Source organism: Mesorhizobium sp. M7A.F.Ca.US.007.01.2.1 (assembly GCF_003998165.1).
GTDB lineage: Bacteria > Pseudomonadota > Alphaproteobacteria > Rhizobiales > Rhizobiaceae > Mesorhizobium > Mesorhizobium ciceri.
Genome location: NZ_RZQP01000062.1, coordinates 1 through 15850, shown reverse-complemented (window position 1 = coordinate 15850; position 15850 = coordinate 1). Strand labels below are relative to the sequence as shown.

Sequence of the window (15850 nt, the reverse complement as noted above, 5' to 3'; positions counted from 1 at the left end):
GGGCAGGCCGTCAGGCCGTTGGGGTATGGATCTATGTTTGAACGCGTTCTGTCGTTTCTCAGGGATTTGCCGGCCGGTGCCGGCACGCATGCCAGCACGGACGATCCGCGTGTCGCCGCCTCGGCGCTGCTCTACCATGTGATGAACGCCGATGGCGTGCGCCAGGATGTCGAGTGGGAGCGGTTCAAGGCGGTGCTGGCCGAGAGCTATTCGATCAGCGGCGCGGAGCTCGAAGCGTTGGCCGCTGCCGGCGAGCGGGCCGACAATGAGGCGATCGATCTCTACGCCTTCACCAGCGTCCTGAAGCGCCATCTCGATGCCGATGCGCGCAAGGCTTTCATCGGCCTGATGTGGGAAATCGTCTATGCCGACGGCGAGTTGCACGAGCTCGAGGACAACACCGTCTGGCGCGTCGCCGAGCTGATCGGCGTCGAACGCCACGACCGCGTCGAGGCGCGCCGCAAGGCGGCGGCGCACGCGCCCGGCGCCACCGGAACATCGAGCGACGAATAGGATCTTCGCCTTCCCATGCCACGCCAGACGAGTTCGAAGCCAAAGATCCTGATCGTGCTGCATCAGGAGAGTTCGAGCCCGGGACGTGTCGGCCACATGTTGCTGGAAGAAGGTTTCGATCTCGACATCCGCCGGCCGCCGCTTGGCGACGCCTTGCCCGAAACACTGGACGACCACGCCGGCACGGTGGTGTTCGGCGGCCCGATGAGCGCCAATGACGACGACGAGTTCGTTCGTCGCGAGACCAACTGGCTGGAAATACCGCTGAGGGAGAACCGGCCATGTCTCGGCATCTGTCTCGGCGCGCAGATGCTGGTCAACTGTCTCGGCGGCAAGGTCGAGGGTCATGGTGAAGGGCTGGTCGAGGTTGGCTGGTATCCCCTGAAGGCGACCGAAGCCGGCAAGCAACTGATGCACTGGCCGGAGATGGTCTACCAGTTCCACCGCGAGGGTTTTTCGCTGCCCAGGGACGCGACGCTGCTGGCGACGGCCGAAACCTATCCCAACCAGGCCTTCCGCTATGGCGACAATGCCTGGGGCATCCAGTTCCATGGCGAACTGACCAGGGTGATGATGCAGCGCTGGGTGGTACGCGGCGCGCATCGCTTCGAATTGCCCGGTGCCCAGCCCGGCCGCGATCATCTCGGCGGCCGGCTGATCTGGGACATGCATCTCAAGCGCTGGCTGGACGAGTTTTTGCGGATGGTCTTCGGCAAGCCGAGCAGATAGCTGAACCGTCGTCTGAACGGATTTCAGGCGACCCGCTTTAGGTCTTTGTCTTCATGCATGTCGTTCTCCCAAAACCGGGGCCACTTTTGGGCGACATGCATTAAGGTTCGAGCACCGGCCGCAGGAAGCTGCGCTCGTAGCTGAGAATGCTGCGATTGCGTTTTTCCATTTCGAACACGTCCTGGCATTCCGGGTCGGCAGCCATCCGTTTGCGATAGTCCTCGTAGTCGGCAAGGCTCGGGAAGCTGAACATGGCATAGGCGATGTTGCTCGCCCCCTCGCTCGGAAGGAAATAGCCGTGATGGTTTCCGCCGAGGCGGTTGACCAGAGCTATCCAGCGGCGACCATAATCTTCGAACTCGGTAAGCTTGTAGGGGTCGATGACGTATTTCAGGTAGCAAGTGATCATGAGAGCTCCTGTGGCATGGGCTAGGCATGTCGGCTGTCAACCGTGGGAAGATCAGTTGCGCCCGTTGAGGTGGCGCACCTTGCGCAGTTGCGGGAACAGCACCACCCACAGGCCCGCGACGGCGATGGCGCCGATGCCGCCGATCACCACGGCCGGCACCGTGCCGATCAGCGCGGCCATCGTGCCGGCGCGGAATTCGCCGACCTCGTTGGAGGCGCCGACAAAGACCTGGTTGACGGCGTTGACGCGGCCGCGCACCTCGTCGGGCGTCCACAGCTGGATCAGCGTCTCCCTGATGTAGACGCTGAACATATCGGTGGCGCCAAGGAAGACCAATGCCACGATCGACAGCCAGGTGATGGTCGACAGGCCGAAAACCACGGTGAAGGCGCCGAACGAGGCTGCGGCGGCCAGCATGATCATGCCCGCGTGGTTGCGAAGTGGATGCCCGGCCAGCCAGATGGCGACGCAAATGGCGCCGATGCTGGGCGCCGAGCGCAGCAGGCCGAGGCCCCACGGGCCGAGCTGGAGGATGTCGCGCGCATAGACCGGTAGCAGCGCCGAGGCGCCGGACAGGAGCACGGCGAACAGATCGAGCGAGATGGCGCCGAGCACGATCTTCTCGCTCCAGATATAGCTGAACCCGCCGAGCAGGTGCTGCATCGTCGGCTTGTCCGACTCGGTGCGCTGCGACGGCTTCGGGATGGTGAAGATCAGCAGCCCGGACACAAGCATCAGGACAGCGGCGGTTCCGTAGGCCGCTTCCGGAGACACGCCGTAGAGCAGGCCGCCGGCGACGGGTCCGACGATGGTCGCCGTCTGCCAGGCCGATGAATTCCAGGCGATGGCGTTGGCGAAATCCTGAGGCGGCACCAGATTGGCGAACAGCGAGGCCGAGGCCGGACCGAAGAAGGCGCGGGCGACGCCGAACATGGCAAGCACGCAGAAGATCGGCAGCGGCCCGCTGATGCCGCGCAGCGCCAGGAACAGCAGCGCCAGCGCGCACATCGCCTCCACCACAACCGCCAGCGCCATGATCAGGCGGCGGCCGAAGCGGTCGGCGACGACACCGGTGACCAGCACCAGAAGCAGCGACGGCAGGAACTGGACGATGCCGACCAGGCCGAGATCGAGCGGGTCGCGGGTCAAATCGTACATCTGCCAGCCGACCGCGACGGACACGATCATGGTGGCGAATGTGGTGAGGAAACGCGCTGCCCAATAACTCAGGAAGGAGCGGTGGCGGAACGCGGCATAGCGCTGGTCCGGTGATATCTGTTCGGCGGTCATGATTTAAGAGGCCCCATTGCAGTGGCGTCAGCTGGCGGGGCACTTCCACGATGGGCGCTGGTCCGGCTGGCGGAACTTTTAGCTCAGTTCGCCGCGGATATGCGTCAGAATCAGTGCTGGATCAAGGAATTTTCAGCCTGCTCCATCGCCGGCACGCGGAAGTTACTGCCGCAGCGCGACGGAGATGGCGTCGAGGCCGCCGCGCAATTCGGCTTCCGTCGGCCAGCCGAAGCCGACGCGGAAGAAGCGTTTTTCCATCTCGAACCAGTGGCCGGGTCCGACATAGGTTCCATGGTTCTCCAGCAGGTTCGCATAGAACCGGTCGAGGTCGAAGCCGGGTTCGACATTGAGGCGCGGGAAGCCGACGACACCGCCTTCGGGCCTGATCCAGTCGACCAGCGGTTCGCGGTCGATCCAGGCCTGGACGATGTCGCGGCGCTTGGCCATTTCGGGCAGCAGTGTCGCCAGGAAGGCGTCCCGGCGCTCGAGCATGCCGCGGGCAATGCCTTCGTCGATGACGCTGCCGCAGATGCCAATCTGCTCCTTGGCGGCGAGGAATTTTTCCTGAAGCACCGCATCCCTGGTGATCAGCCAGCCGATGCGGATGCCGGGAATGCCGAAGGCCTTGGACAATGACGAGACGCTGATCGCCTTCGGGCTCAGTGAGGCAGCCGTCGGCAGCCGCCTGCCGTAGGAGAGGTCGCGATAGGTCTCGTCGACCAGCAGACGGCAGTTGCTGCTTTCGGCAAGCGCCACCAGCGCATCGAGCTCGGCTCGGCTCATCATCGTGCCGGTCGGGTTGTGCGGGCAGGTAACGCTGATCAGCTTCGTGTCCGGCCGAATCGCGGCCTTGACGCGTTCGACATCGATGGCGAAGCCTTCCTCGAAGGCCAGGTCGACAAAGCTGATGGCGCAGCCGATCGCCCTTGGGGTTTCGATGTTGGTGGCGTAGTTGGGCCTGATGACGACGAGATGGTCGTTGGCCGACAAAAGCGAGGTCGAGATGATGAACAGCGCGCCCGCGGCACCGGCGGTGACCAGCACATCATCCGGCGAAATGCCGGCATCCTGCGCCGATATCAGTGCACGCAACTGCTTGTCGCCGCGATGCTCGCCATAGAAAAGCGTGAGATCGGGCAGCGACAGGCCGATGTCGGAGAGCTTCTGGTCGGCGATCGAACTTTCCGAAAGATTGTAGCGGATACGGTCGTAGCCGTATTCTTCCGGCGCCTCTTTCTCAATCACCATCCTGGTGTAGTTCATGGCTCACTCCCCAAGAACAGTTCACCGTTTCACGGAAACGGCGACCCGCTCTAATTCCTTGTTTTTTACGCAATTCCGGACGGAAAACCGTTTCACACTTTTCCTGGAATTGCTCTAGGAACCCGTCCACCTATCCAAGCCATAAAAATAGGAAGCCTGCCAAGGCGGATTCGCCGGCAGGCTTCTGTTCCAGTCGTCCTAACTGTTGGCTCAGGACTGAATGTTCAGGCCGAGGCCTTGGCCTTCCTGCCCTTGGCGGGCGCCTTGACGGGGGCGGCCTTGCGGCCGAGGCCGATCGACTTCGCCAGCAGCGAACGCGAGGCCGCGTAGTTGGGGGCGACCATCGGATAGTCCGACGGCAAGCCCCATTTGGCGCGATAGGCGTCCGGCGTCAGGCCGAAATGCACACCGATGTGACGCTTCAGCGATTTGAACTTCTTGCCGTCTTCGAGGCAGATGATGAAATCGGGCGTCACCGACTTCTTGGGATTGATCGCCGGGACCAGCGGGGCAGCCACCGGGACCGCAGGCTTGCCGAGCCCGCTTATCGACGCGCTGACGCTGGCGATGAGGTCGGCCAGGCCGGAGGCAGGCAAGCGGTTCTTCTCGACGTAAGCGGACACGATGTGGGCGGTCAGCTCGAGCAGATCGATGTCTTTACGGGCACTGTTGCTATCGTCGGTCACTCTATTTCTCCGTCTACAGCGAATGACCTGAAAATCGGATTCGACTTCCGGAAAGGATCATGCGCGAAATCAAAATGCTATGGCGTCCTTCGTGCGTCCACGGGACGAATTGGCGTTGTTGTAGCGCGGAATTCCTAGTCGGCAAATCTGCGTATTGCAACGACTTGATGGCAGGTCACACGTTATTTTGAACAACTATATTAAACAATAACAGTATCAGACTATCAGCGCCTTGTCGCGCCACAAACGAAACCCGCCTTCGAAGGCGCGTGTGTTGTCGCCGCGCCTGGAGTCGGCGGGCAATTCATCGAGCTTGTCGACGTTGCCGCCGCCAATGACGACATAGTCAGGCTGCATGGCGGCACGGAGCCGGTCGACGACGTCGAAGACGTATTTGCGCCATTTCTTCTTGCCGCGCTTTTCCAGGCCGCGTTCGCCGACATAATCCTCGAAGCTCTTGCCCTTCTTGTAGGGCAGATGCGCGAGTTCCATCGGTTGGGCGACGTTGTCGGCAATCATCGCCGCACCGAGCCCGGTGCCGAGCCCGAGGAACAGCATGCGCCCGCCCTCGTAGCTGCCGATGGCCTGCATCAGCGCGTCATTGACCACTTTCACCGGTTTGCCGAACGCGCCCGCAAAGTCGAATCCAGCCCAGCCCTTGCCGAGATTGGCGGGGTCGGCGAGCGGCCTGTTGTGGTTGACCGGACCGGGATAGCCCATCGAGACGACGTCGTAGGACAGGCCTTCGGCGAGCTTCTTCACGGTATCGATCATCTGTTGCGGCGTCAGCCCCGGCCCCGAATCGGCGCGGCGCTCCGCGCCGCCGGCGCTGGTGAGGATCTTGACGTGCGAGCCGCCGATGTCGATCGTGAGCACGATCTTTTCAGCATCTGGCGTCTCGGTGCCCGATGCTGGTTGCTTCACTGCCTTGGCCATCGCGTGGTTCCTCTCACTTCACCGGATCGATCCAGCCATTGGGTGGCCCGAACCCGGCCATGACGTCCGCCGGTCCCCATGTGAGCGGCTCGTAGAGGTGCGGCGGCGTGGTGTCGCCAAGCACCGGGCCGACGATGCGCCAGGCCAGTTCGCTGGCGTCCTGGCGGGTGAACAGCTGGCCGTTGCCGTTCATGGCGTCGCCTATCAAGCGTTCATAGGGCGGCATGTCGCCCTTCGAGTCGTCGAGCGCCGTCAGTTCGACCTGCTCGCCGATCATGTCGTCGCCCGGCGCCTTGCGCTGTGCTCCGATGGCGATCACCACCTGTGGGTCGATGCGGAAGCGGACGTAGTTCTGGTCGGCGGGCTTGATCGGATCGAAGACATCGAGCGGTGGCCGCTTCAGCCGCACCACCACTTCGGTGACATGCACCGGCATGTTCTTGCCGGCGCGGATGAAAAACGGCACGTCCTGCCAGCGCCAGGTGTCGACGAAGAAACGCACCGCCGCGAAGGTCTCGACGGGCGAGTTCGGCGCGACGCCGGGTTCAGTGAGATAGCCGGTGAACTGGCCGCGCACGACATCGTCTTTTGTCAGCGTCCTGATCGCGCGCAGCACCTGCACCTTCTCGTCGATCAGATCGTCGGCGGAGCGGCCGACAGGCGGCTCCATGGCAAGCAGCAACAGGATGTTGAGCAGATGGTTCTCGATGACGTCCCTGATGCAGCCGACATCGTCATAGAAGCGGCCACGTCCCTCGACGCCGAAATCCTCGGCCATGGTGATCTGCACGCTCTCGACGTAATTGCGGTTCCAGATCGGCTCGAGGAGGGAATTGGCGAAGCGGAAATAGAGCAGGTTCTGGATCGCTTCCTTGCCCAGGTAGTGGTCGATGCGGAAGATCGACTGCTCGTCGAACACCAGATGCAGGACCCGGTTCAGCCAGCGCGCCGATTGCAGATCGTGACCGAAGGGCTTTTCCACCATCAGCCGCGCGCCATGCGCCGTGCCCGACTGCTCCAGCCCCTGGACGACGGTCTCGAACATGGTCGGCGGCACCGCCATGTAATGCAGCGGTCGCTGTGCGGTGCCGAGCGCGCTCTTCAGTTTCTCGAACGTCTCTCCGTCACGGTAGTCGCCGCTGACGTAGCGCAGCAGCGAGGCAAATTTGGCGAAGGCTTTTTCGTCGATCTTGCCGAGCGCATTGACGATGCCGTCACGTGCGCGCGCCTGCAGTTGCTTGAGGTCCCAGGCGTCGAAGGCGACGCCGATCACCGGTTCGGTAAGCGTGCCCTTGGCGACCATCTGGTAAAGGGCTGGAAATATCTTCTTGTGGGCGAGGTCGCCGGTTGCCCCGAAGAGCACCAGCGTGTCGGACCGTTCCTGGCTCATGCGCGTGTCTCCCCCGCTGTCCTCACTTGCCGGCCTTCGGCTTCTCGACATGGCCGCCAAAGGCATAGCGCATGGCGGAGAGCAGCTTGTCGGCGAATTCGGATTCGCCCTGCGAGGAGAAGCGGTCGAACAGCGCCGAGGACAGCACCGGAGCCGGCACGCCGGTGTCGATGGCCGCCTTCAGCGTCCAGCGGCCTTCGCCGGAATCCGAAACGCGGCCGCCGAAATTCACCAGGCCCGGATCGCTCTTCAAGGCGCCGGCCGTCAGGTCGAGCAGCCAGGAGCCGATAACGCTGCCATGCCGCCAGACCTCGGCCACCTGGGGGAGGTCGATGTCGAACTGGTAGTATTGCGGGTTTTCCAGCGGGCTGGTCTCGGCGTCCGCCGTCCGTTGCCGCTTGCCTGCATTGGCCGATTTCAGGATGTTCATGCCTTCGGCATAGGCGGCCATGACGCCATATTCGATGCCGTTGTGCACCATCTTGACGAAGTGGCCGGCGCCGCTCGGTCCGCAATGCAGATAGCCGAAGGGCGCGGTCCCGGCATCCCTGGACGGATTGGAGCCGGCATCGGCGCCCGGCGCCAGCGTGGCGAAGATCGAATCGAGGTGCTGCACCGCCACGTCGGGACCGCCGATCATCAGGCAGTAGCCACGCTCCAGGCCCCAGACGCCGCCGCTGGTGCCGACATCGACAAGATGGATGCCCTTGCCGGCCAGTTTCGCGGCCTGATCGACGGCGTCGTGATAATAGGAATTGCCGCCGTCGACGACGATGTCGCCGGGCTCCATCAGGGCCGCCACCTGGTCGATGATCCTGCCGGTGATCGCCGCCGGCAGCATCAGCCACACACAGCGCGGCTTGGCCAGCTTGCCGATGAATTCTTCCATCGAGGCCGCCCCTGCCGCGCCGTCGGTCACCAGGGCCGCGACGCTGGCCGGGTTGATGTCGTAGACGACGCATTCGTGGCCGTCGCGCATCAGGCGCCGGACCATGTTGGCGCCCATCCGGCCCAGTCCCATCATTCCGATCTGCATGGTTTCGTCCCTGTTTTCTAGGAGATTTGCGGGGTTATCGAGGGAAGGTCTGCTGGCTGTCCTGGTCGCCTGAGATGACGGAGAAGTCGACATTCTCCCAATCGCCGGCCCCGGGCCAGAAAAAAGTGAAGGTCAGCGTGCTTCCCTTAGGAAGCCCAGAGACGGGCAGATCGGCAAGATGGATGCCGAAATCGTTTTCTACCGTCTGGCTGTCGTGGGCGGTCGCCCAGTTGTCGGTGCTCCAATGGACTGTAGCCGGGGCCAACAGTTCGAAGCGCAGCGTCTTGCCGGCCGGGACCGTGCGGATCTTGTTGTTGAACCGCCATGTCCTGAACGGCGATACGGTCTTGTCCTCGATATAGCGCTTGACGCCTTGCGGGGGCATGTCGAAGACCGCGCCGTCGCGCAGCGAGCGCAACAGCTTGATATGCTCCGAATGCGCCCAGACCAGCGGCATGGCGCTGCCCGAGGGGCGGCCGTGCAGCAGTTCGCGCTCCGGCATATCGGCGCCGTCCCAGACCTGCTCCGGCAACAGGCCGCCCGGTCCGGCCGAGCCTTCCAGTGCTGCCAGTAGGCTGGCTGCCTTTTCCCTGCGCCCGGCCGCCAGCTCATAGTGGGCGCGTTCGCCGGCCAGCAGCGGCCAGGGGCGACCCTGGCCGGTGCCGTCGAAAGGTGCGCCATCTTCATGCTCGCCATAGCCGTCGCCGTTGTAGCGGTACCAGAGCGGCCCTTGCGGCAGATCGCAGCGCAATTGCGCGTCGATGACCTTGACCGTGTCTGTCATGCGCGGGTCGTCGGCCGCCCGCAGACCGAAGCGGACAAGTGCAAGCGCATCCGGACTGACGATTTGCTCGGCCGGCCGGTCGGTGTCGCCGGGCGGCCGGTTCTTGATCGGGACATAGCCGTCCTTCGGCGAACCGGCCGAGGCGCTGTCGGGCGGCGCGATGCGGACATAGTAGCCGTCGACGCCGACTTGACCGCAGATCGCCGTGCCGGTGACGTAGGTCCAGCGCTCGACCTGGTCGTTCCAGACGTCTGATGTCTCGCGCAGATAGGTCGCCGCGTCCGGCTTGCCACAGGCGTCGAGCAGGTCGGCTGCGGCAAGCAGTGCGGCGATTTCGACGGCGAGCGTGAACGGGCTGTAGCCGGCATCCTCTTCCCAGCGGTCCTCGCCGGTGACCGGCCCGTTGCGCACGACGAACCCGGCGGCGCGCTCGATCATCGGCAGAAAGACTGCGAGCCTGGCGTGCGGCAAATGGCCGGCGCGGTGCAAAGCTTCGGCCAGCAGCAGCGGAAAGGCGCATTCGTCCATCTGGATGCCGGGCCAATAGGCCGATCCGTCGAGCCAGGCGTTCTGCGGCCAGTGGCCGTCCGGCTGCTGGATGGAGCCGAGATAGTCGAGGATTTGCAACGCCGAGGCGGCGTCGCCGGCAGCAAGAAAGCCGCCGGCCGTCTCGACCAGATCGCGCGGCCAGACCAGATGGTAGCCGCCGAGGTCGTCGTCGCCCTTGTCGAAGCCCCACGGGATCGACAGGCTGGCGACCGCGGCGCCCGGTGTGGCGATCGACCGGTGCGTCGCCAGTACCGCCGTCGAGACGCGATAGAAGTTGATCCCGGGCACCGCGTGCCGGTCGAGCGGCAGCAGGCCCTTTTGCCAGTTGCGCCAGTTCTGGAGGTAGGATTTCGCCGCGGGTTCAAAACCCTGCTTCAGGCTGGCGAAAGCATGTTCCGCGGCCTCCTCGGGCGTCGCGCCAAATCCCAGCGCCAGCAAAGCCTTGGTCCTGGCCGCGGAAAAGCCGATCTCGCCGGTCAGCGCGACATTGCCGTCCTCGGCCCGCTGGTACGCAGCATCGAGCTCACCTGTGTTGTGCAGTTGCTGCCAACCGTCGGAAAAACCGACATAGCCGGCCGAGCCGGTCCGCCAGGGCAGCGACGAGGCCAGCGCCAGGCAGGAGCCGCGCCCCGAGGCGAACAGCACGGGCTTTCCCTCGTGTTCGCCGACCCAGGCGGTGTTGCCCATGCCGGCATTGACCAGATGCGGCGCCAGAAGCGCGTAGACGCGATAATCGTCAGCGGCGCCCCTCAGCGCCGTGAAGGTGATTTCCTGCAGCAGCGCCGGGCGCGCCGGATCGGCGAGGATGCGCTTTTCGATCCGCCAGGCGCCGTCGTTCGCCGTGTTGACCAGCCGGTAGGCGGGTACGCCGTCCTCGAACGGTTCGATGCTGTGCGTGGCATCGCGCTTCTCTTCCGAGAAATAGCCGGCGGCGCCGGTGACGATCAGGCCGAGGTCGCGGGTGCAGGCACTGTCGACGCGCGAATAGTAGATTTCGTTGAGGATGCCGTGGCTGATCGTGAACCAGATCCGGCCGGCCGGCGAAAGCGACGTTCCGACGCCGCTCTTGGCGCTTGACGTCCAGCGCGCCGGAATTCCCGGGGCGCCCGGAGCAACGTTTTGCGTCACTGGCATTCTGTTTCGGTCTCCTGGCCTCCTCCCTAGACCAGGACGCGAACCCTTTACAATCATTGCACCGCAAGTTGATCGTCGGGCCGACGGCAGGGCAACGAACTAGGGCTAACGGGTTTCTTCGGAGCTTTCGTCTGCGCTGACGGAGCAGCAAACGAAAAACCCGCCAGTGCGGCGGGTCACCGGCGCAAATCAGCACCATGGACGAAAATGTACCATAGCTGAGCTCACCGAGTCAAGAAAAAATTCCTATGACCAAAGGCGCCGTCGTTGACAGCGGCGGCGGCATGCGTCCACTATTTCCCGGCACGGGAGGATCGTGAAAGCAATGGCGGAAGTGTCCCTGGTCCTGATCGACCGGCTGCTGGCGATATCGCGGGCGCTTGCCGGCCATATCGATCCCGGCACGGCGTTCCGCGCGACAGCCATCGAGATCGGCTCGCTCATCCCGCACGACCACATGGATCTGGCGGTGCTGTCGCATGATGGGCGCCGGCACGCCTGTTACGAAGCCGGCTTCCACACCAGTTGGAGCGAGCTTGCCCAGCATCCGCTGCCGACCGAAGTCAGCCCGATCCGCTCGGTGCTGTGGGGCGAAGTCCCCTATCTGCTCGCCGACGACGCGCTGAGCGACGAGCGGTTCCATTTCGCCACCGCTATCGATGGTCCGATCTTCGCCGCCAGGCTGCGCAGCCGCATCGTCGTGCCGCTCAGGGCGCGCGGCGGCATCATCGGCGCGCTCAACATCAGCCGGCACGAGGTCGAATGCTACACGCTTGCCGACGTCGCGGTCGCGCAGCAATGCGCCGACCTGATCGCGCCCTACATCTTCGCGCTGATCCAGACCGAGGAGGCGCGCCGCGCCATGCTGGCCGAGAGCGAGGCGCGAAACCGCGTCGAGCTGCTGCGCGTCGGCGCCTCGCAATTGACCGAAGGCATGGAGCGCGAACGCCGTCGCATGGCCATGGACCTGCACGACCAGACGCTTGCCGATCTCGCCCGGATCGCGCGCCAGCTCTCGGCCCTTCGCGGCCAGGGCGTGGCGCGGGCAGCACAGCTTGCCGATCTCGAAAAGGAGGTCGCCGGCTGCCTGACGGAACTGCGCCACATCGTCGACGACATGCGGCCGAGCGTGCTTGAACTGTTCGGCCTGCGCGATGCGGTCGAGGCGCATCTCAACCGCAGCGTCGCCAGGGCCAAGCCGCCGATCGCCGTGCGCATCGCCGACACCAGCGACGGCGGCGCCGACAGCCTGTCGGAGCCAGTGCGGACGGCGCTCTACCGGATCGTGCAGGAAGCGATCAACAATGCCGTTCGCCATGCCGCGCCGCACCGCATCGACGTGCTGCTGGCGTCGACCGCGAGCGTGCTGCGGGTGATCGTGACGGATGACGGCCAGGGCTGCGGCGCCGTTGACCCGGCCGCGTATGGCGGCATCGGCCATATGCACACGCGGGCAGCCCTTATCGGGGCGCGGCTGCGCATCGGCCAGGCCGGCCGCAAGAACGGCGGCACCCGTGTCGTCGTCGAGATCGACCGCCAGCCATTACGGGAACTGGCGGCGGCTGCAACAATGCCTGGCGAACTCGCCGTATCGGAGGCCATGTGATGCTTGTGATGATCGCCGAGAATGACGGGCTGCACCGTAGCTTCGCGCGGCGGACGGTGGAGCAATTGTGGCCCGGTGACGTCGAGGTGATCGAAGCGAGCGACGGCGAGGACGCCATCAACCTGGCGACTGAGCGCGAGCCACTGCATGTCGTGCTCGATTTGCAGATGCCGAAGGCGACGGGAATCGAAGTTGCCAGGGCGATCTGGAACCGCCGCGCCGGCACGCACATCCTGTTCTGGTCGAATTTCGCCGACGAAGCCTATGTGCGCGGCGTGGCGCGCATCGTCCCGCCCGGCTCTGTCTACGGCTATGTGCTGAAATCGGCGACGGAGGAAGGCATGCGGTCCGCCCTGCGCGGGGTTTTCCGCGAAGGCCACTGCATCATCGACCGCGAGATCCGCGGCATCCAGCATCGCGTTCAGGACAAGTTCGAGGGCATCACCGACGGCGAATATGAAAGCCTGATCGATATCGCGCTCGGCCTGACCGACCGGGCGATCGCGGCACGTCGCGGCCTGTCGATCCGTGGTGCGCAGAGCCGCATCAAGCACTGCTACGACAAGCTCGGCATCGTGCCGGCGGAGGACGGCACCGGCGATGCTTCCGTGTTCAACTCGCGGACGCGGGCGATCTATCTCGCCATGGCGCGCGGCCTGATCAACATCGACGCACTGCGCCGCGAACAGGACCGGCTCGACGCCTGGCTGGCGGAGCACTGAAACAGCGGCGGCCACAAGCCGGAACATCGGAAGGTCCGGCGCATTGCTAGTGAACGCCAACTCAACGCCTGCGGATCCGAAGTGCGACCCTCATTTGCAGATTCATGGCACCTGGTGCGCGAAAGCGTCGTCGGTTTCATCGACGACAATGCGCTCAGCCATGGTGCGGCGATGGCCTTTTATGCCGCCACCTCGCTGGCGCCGATCTTGCTGATCGTGGTTGCGATTGCTGGTCTCGTCTTCGGCCACGATGCCGCACAATTGGCCTTGTCCGCGCAGATATCAGGGCTGATGGGACCGGAAAGCGCCGATCTCCTCAAGACTGCGCTGGAAAGTGCATCCGGCAGGCTGTACGGCACCTGGGCCGCGATCATAGGGCTGGTTACTTTGCTGGTGGCCGCGTCTGGCGTCTTCGGCGAAATGCAGCAGTCGTTGAACACAATCTGGAAGATCGAACCGCAAGGCAATTCCCTGTCGCGTCTGGTGAGGGCGCGGGCCGCCAGTCTGGGGTTGGTGGCCGCACTCGGGTTCCTGTTGCTGGTCTCTCTCATCGCAAGCGCTGCGATTTCGGCACTGGGCGCTTTCATCAACGCCCATCTGCCGTTTGGAACGATCATACTCAGCGGGATCAACGGCGTCGTTTCGTTTGCGCTTATCGCCGTGATGTTTGCCGCCATTTACAAGGTTTTGCCCGATCGAACCCTGGAATGGCGCGATGTGGCAATCGGCGCTGTCGGAACCGCGGCCCTGTTCACATTGGGAAAATCGCTTATAGGCTGGTATATCGGCACCAGCGCGATTGCGTCGTCGTATGGCGCCGCCGGCGGACTGCTCGTGATTTTGCTCTGGGTTTACTACTCGTCGGAGATTTTCCTCCTCGGCGCCGAGTTCACGCGCGCCTATTCCGTTCGGCACGGCAGCCGGTCCGATCTGAAGAGGTTGGTTCACAGCCCTCTGCCCGCGCAGCACGGCTCAGCTCGAACACAACAGGAGTCCAACTCTGCCGGCGTTGTCGTGCTCGTGGCGGTGGCGTGCGCGAGCGCAACCTTGACCGCGCTTTTGCGAAGTGTTCGCCGGCCCTGATCTGACGTCGCCGGTATTCTACGCTCGATAGGCACGGGCGACTGTGCAAATGCACAGTCGCCCGTGCGCTTTGACCCGTATCGGCTCGTCGGGACCGCGCCTACGCTCTGCCCCAACAAGAAGACTGTATCGGGAAGCGCTCATGCCATTCGTCACCATGCGGAGTAGCACGGCTGTTCGCGCCGGGAGCCGATGATGTCGGTGCCGGCGCGTGCGCGTCAGTCCGGCTTCGACGATGTCGTCGGCGATGCGCCGATCGAAATGCTGGCGAGCGGCTTCGGCTTCCTCGAAGGACCGGTCTGGCATCCCTATGAGAAATGGCTGGTCTTCTCCGACATTCCGGAAAGCCGGATGTATCGCCGCAGTGCCGAGGGCGAGATCGAGCTGTTCCGCGAGCCGAGCCACAAGGCCAATGGCAACACGCTGGACCGCCAGGGGCGGCTGGTCACCTGCGAGCACGCAACAAGCCGCGTGACCCGCGCCGAGCCCAACGGCAGCGCAACAGTGCTGGCCACGCATCATCAGGGCAAGCAGCTCAACAGCCCGAACGATATCGTCGTTGCCACCGGCGGATCGATCTACTTCACCGATCCGGGCTATGGCCGGAGGGAGTTCTATGGCGTGCCACGCCCGCAGGAGCTGCCGTTCCAGGGCGTCTACCGCATCGATGGCGACGGCGCCCGGCTGACATTGCTGGCCGACGATTTCGGGCAGCCGAACGGGCTGTGCTTTTCGCTGGACGAGTCGCGGCTGTTCATCAACGACACCGAACGCGGGCACATCAGGGTGTTCGGCGTCGAAGCCAATGGCGACCTCAATGGCGGCGCGGTGTGGGCAGTAACCGAGGGCGAGGGGCCGGGAGCGCCCGACGGCATGAAGATCGACAGCCGCGGCAATCTTTACTGCACCGGACCCGGCGGCATCCACATTTTCGACGCGTCGGGCACCATTCTTGGCGTCATCCGGACGCCCGAAGATTGCGCGAATTTCACCTTCGGCGACGACGATTTGCAAAGCCTCTACATTACCGCGTCGACGTCGCTGTACCGGCTCAGGGTGCGCGTGCCGGGATTGAGACTGTTTTGAGCTCGCGACAATCCGTGCTCAAATCAGAGTTGGGAGTGCCGGGGTCAAAGCCGGTGGGAATGCAGCAGTCAACACATCTGGGAGGATAACGACATGAAGAAACTGTTCGTTCTGGGCGCTCTGGCGGCAATGCTCGCTTCGGGCACGGCGCTGGCCGACACCAGTGGCAAGAAGATCGCCTTCTCCAACAATTATGCCGGCAATTCCTGGCGGCAGGCGATGCTCGACAGCTATGGCATCGTCACCAAAAAGGCAGTCGCCGACAAGGTGGTCGGCGCGGCCGACATCTTCACCACCGCCGACAAGGAGGTGCCGACGCAAGCGGCGCAGGTGCAGAACCTGATCCTGCAGGGCTATGACGCGATCGTCATCAACGCTGCCTCGCCGGATGCGCTCAACGGCGCCATCAAGCAGGCCTGCGATGCCGGCATCACCGTCGTCTCCTTCGACGGCACCGTGACCGAGCCTTGCGCCTACCGCGTCGTCGTCGACTTCAAGGACATGGGCAAGCAGGAAGTCGAGCAGATGGCCAAGTTCCAGCCCAAGGGCGGCAATCTGCTTGAAATCCGCGGCCTTGCCGGCACCTCGATCGATGATGCCATCCATGCCGGCATCCTCGAAGGCGTCGCCGCCC

Annotated in this window: 15 protein-coding genes; 7 read left to right on the top strand and 8 right to left on the bottom strand. The window is 64.1% G+C overall.

Annotated features, from left to right (window positions below; all coding sequences use genetic code 11):
* Positions 1 to 33 precede the first annotated feature (33 nt).
* Positions 34 to 513 (top strand): TerB family tellurite resistance protein, encoded by a 480-nt coding sequence (locus EN949_RS13985; RefSeq protein WP_013528912.1) that lies wholly within the window; start codon positions 34 to 36, stop codon positions 511 to 513.
* Between the two features lie 15 nt (positions 514 to 528).
* Complete coding sequence (locus EN949_RS13980) at positions 529 to 1242, top strand: glutamine amidotransferase (RefSeq protein WP_027163054.1); 714 nt, start codon at positions 529 to 531, stop codon at positions 1240 to 1242.
* Positions 1243 to 1342: 100 nt separating this feature from the next.
* On the opposite strand, the gene EN949_RS13970 is transcribed toward EN949_RS13980, so the two are convergent.
* From EN949_RS13970 to EN949_RS13935, 8 genes are all read right to left on the bottom strand, one after another.
* On the bottom strand, positions 1343 to 1651 hold the full coding sequence (locus EN949_RS13970; RefSeq protein ID WP_013528914.1) for an NIPSNAP family protein: 309 nt from the start codon (positions 1649 to 1651) through the stop codon (positions 1343 to 1345).
* Positions 1652 to 1702: 51 nt separating this feature from the next.
* Positions 1703 to 2941 carry an MFS transporter gene (locus EN949_RS13965; protein ID WP_013528915.1) on the bottom strand — a complete coding sequence of 413 codons (1239 nt, stop codon included), beginning with the start codon at positions 2939 to 2941 and terminating at the stop codon, positions 1703 to 1705.
* A gap of 162 nt (positions 2942 to 3103) precedes the next feature.
* Entirely contained in the window at positions 3104 to 4204 is a 1101-nt protein-coding gene (locus tag EN949_RS13960) for a pyridoxal phosphate-dependent aminotransferase (RefSeq protein ID WP_127371227.1), read from the bottom strand.
* A 224-nt stretch (positions 4205 to 4428) separates the two neighbouring features.
* The gene (locus EN949_RS13955) at positions 4429 to 4890 is read right to left on the bottom strand and encodes a MucR family transcriptional regulator (protein WP_127367205.1); all 462 of its coding nucleotides are present in this window, start codon (positions 4888 to 4890) and stop codon (positions 4429 to 4431) included.
* A 216-nt stretch (positions 4891 to 5106) separates the two neighbouring features.
* Positions 5107 to 5826 carry an ROK family protein gene (locus tag EN949_RS13950; RefSeq protein ID WP_013528918.1) on the bottom strand — a complete coding sequence of 240 codons (720 nt, stop codon included), beginning with the start codon at positions 5824 to 5826 and terminating at the stop codon, positions 5107 to 5109.
* A 13-nt stretch (positions 5827 to 5839) separates the two neighbouring features.
* A complete protein-coding gene (zwf, locus tag EN949_RS13945) occupies positions 5840 to 7216 on the bottom strand; it encodes a glucose-6-phosphate dehydrogenase (protein WP_127367204.1) in 1377 nt (458 codons plus the stop codon).
* Between the two features lie 22 nt (positions 7217 to 7238).
* Complete coding sequence (gene gnd, locus EN949_RS13940) at positions 7239 to 8252, bottom strand: phosphogluconate dehydrogenase (NAD(+)-dependent, decarboxylating) (protein WP_127371228.1); 1014 nt, start codon at positions 8250 to 8252, stop codon at positions 7239 to 7241.
* A gap of 34 nt (positions 8253 to 8286) precedes the next feature.
* On the bottom strand, positions 8287 to 10719 hold the full coding sequence (locus EN949_RS13935; RefSeq protein ID WP_127367019.1) for a glucan 1,4-alpha-glucosidase: 2433 nt from the start codon (positions 10717 to 10719) through the stop codon (positions 8287 to 8289).
* A 325-nt stretch (positions 10720 to 11044) separates the two neighbouring features.
* On the opposite strand from EN949_RS13935, the gene EN949_RS13930 reads away from it, so the two are divergent.
* The 5 genes from EN949_RS13930 to EN949_RS13910 all read left to right on the top strand — a co-directional run.
* Complete coding sequence (locus tag EN949_RS13930; protein ID WP_127367020.1) at positions 11045 to 12325, top strand: histidine kinase; 1281 nt, start codon at positions 11045 to 11047, stop codon at positions 12323 to 12325.
* On the top strand, positions 12325 to 13047 hold the full coding sequence (locus EN949_RS13925) for a response regulator transcription factor (protein WP_027163049.1): 723 nt from the start codon (positions 12325 to 12327) through the stop codon (positions 13045 to 13047). The genes EN949_RS13930 and EN949_RS13925 overlap by 1 nt, the downstream gene beginning before the upstream one ends.
* A gap of 114 nt (positions 13048 to 13161) precedes the next feature.
* The gene (locus tag EN949_RS13920; RefSeq protein ID WP_245268590.1) at positions 13162 to 14130 is read left to right on the top strand and encodes a YihY/virulence factor BrkB family protein; all 969 of its coding nucleotides are present in this window, start codon (positions 13162 to 13164) and stop codon (positions 14128 to 14130) included.
* 192 nt (positions 14131 to 14322) lie between these two features.
* The gene (locus tag EN949_RS13915) at positions 14323 to 15216 is read left to right on the top strand and encodes an SMP-30/gluconolactonase/LRE family protein (protein WP_245459374.1); all 894 of its coding nucleotides are present in this window, start codon (positions 14323 to 14325) and stop codon (positions 15214 to 15216) included.
* Positions 15217 to 15309: 93 nt separating this feature from the next.
* Positions 15310 to 15850 (top strand): substrate-binding domain-containing protein (locus EN949_RS13910; protein ID WP_164782495.1); only part of this gene is annotated, 541 nt, incomplete at its 3' end.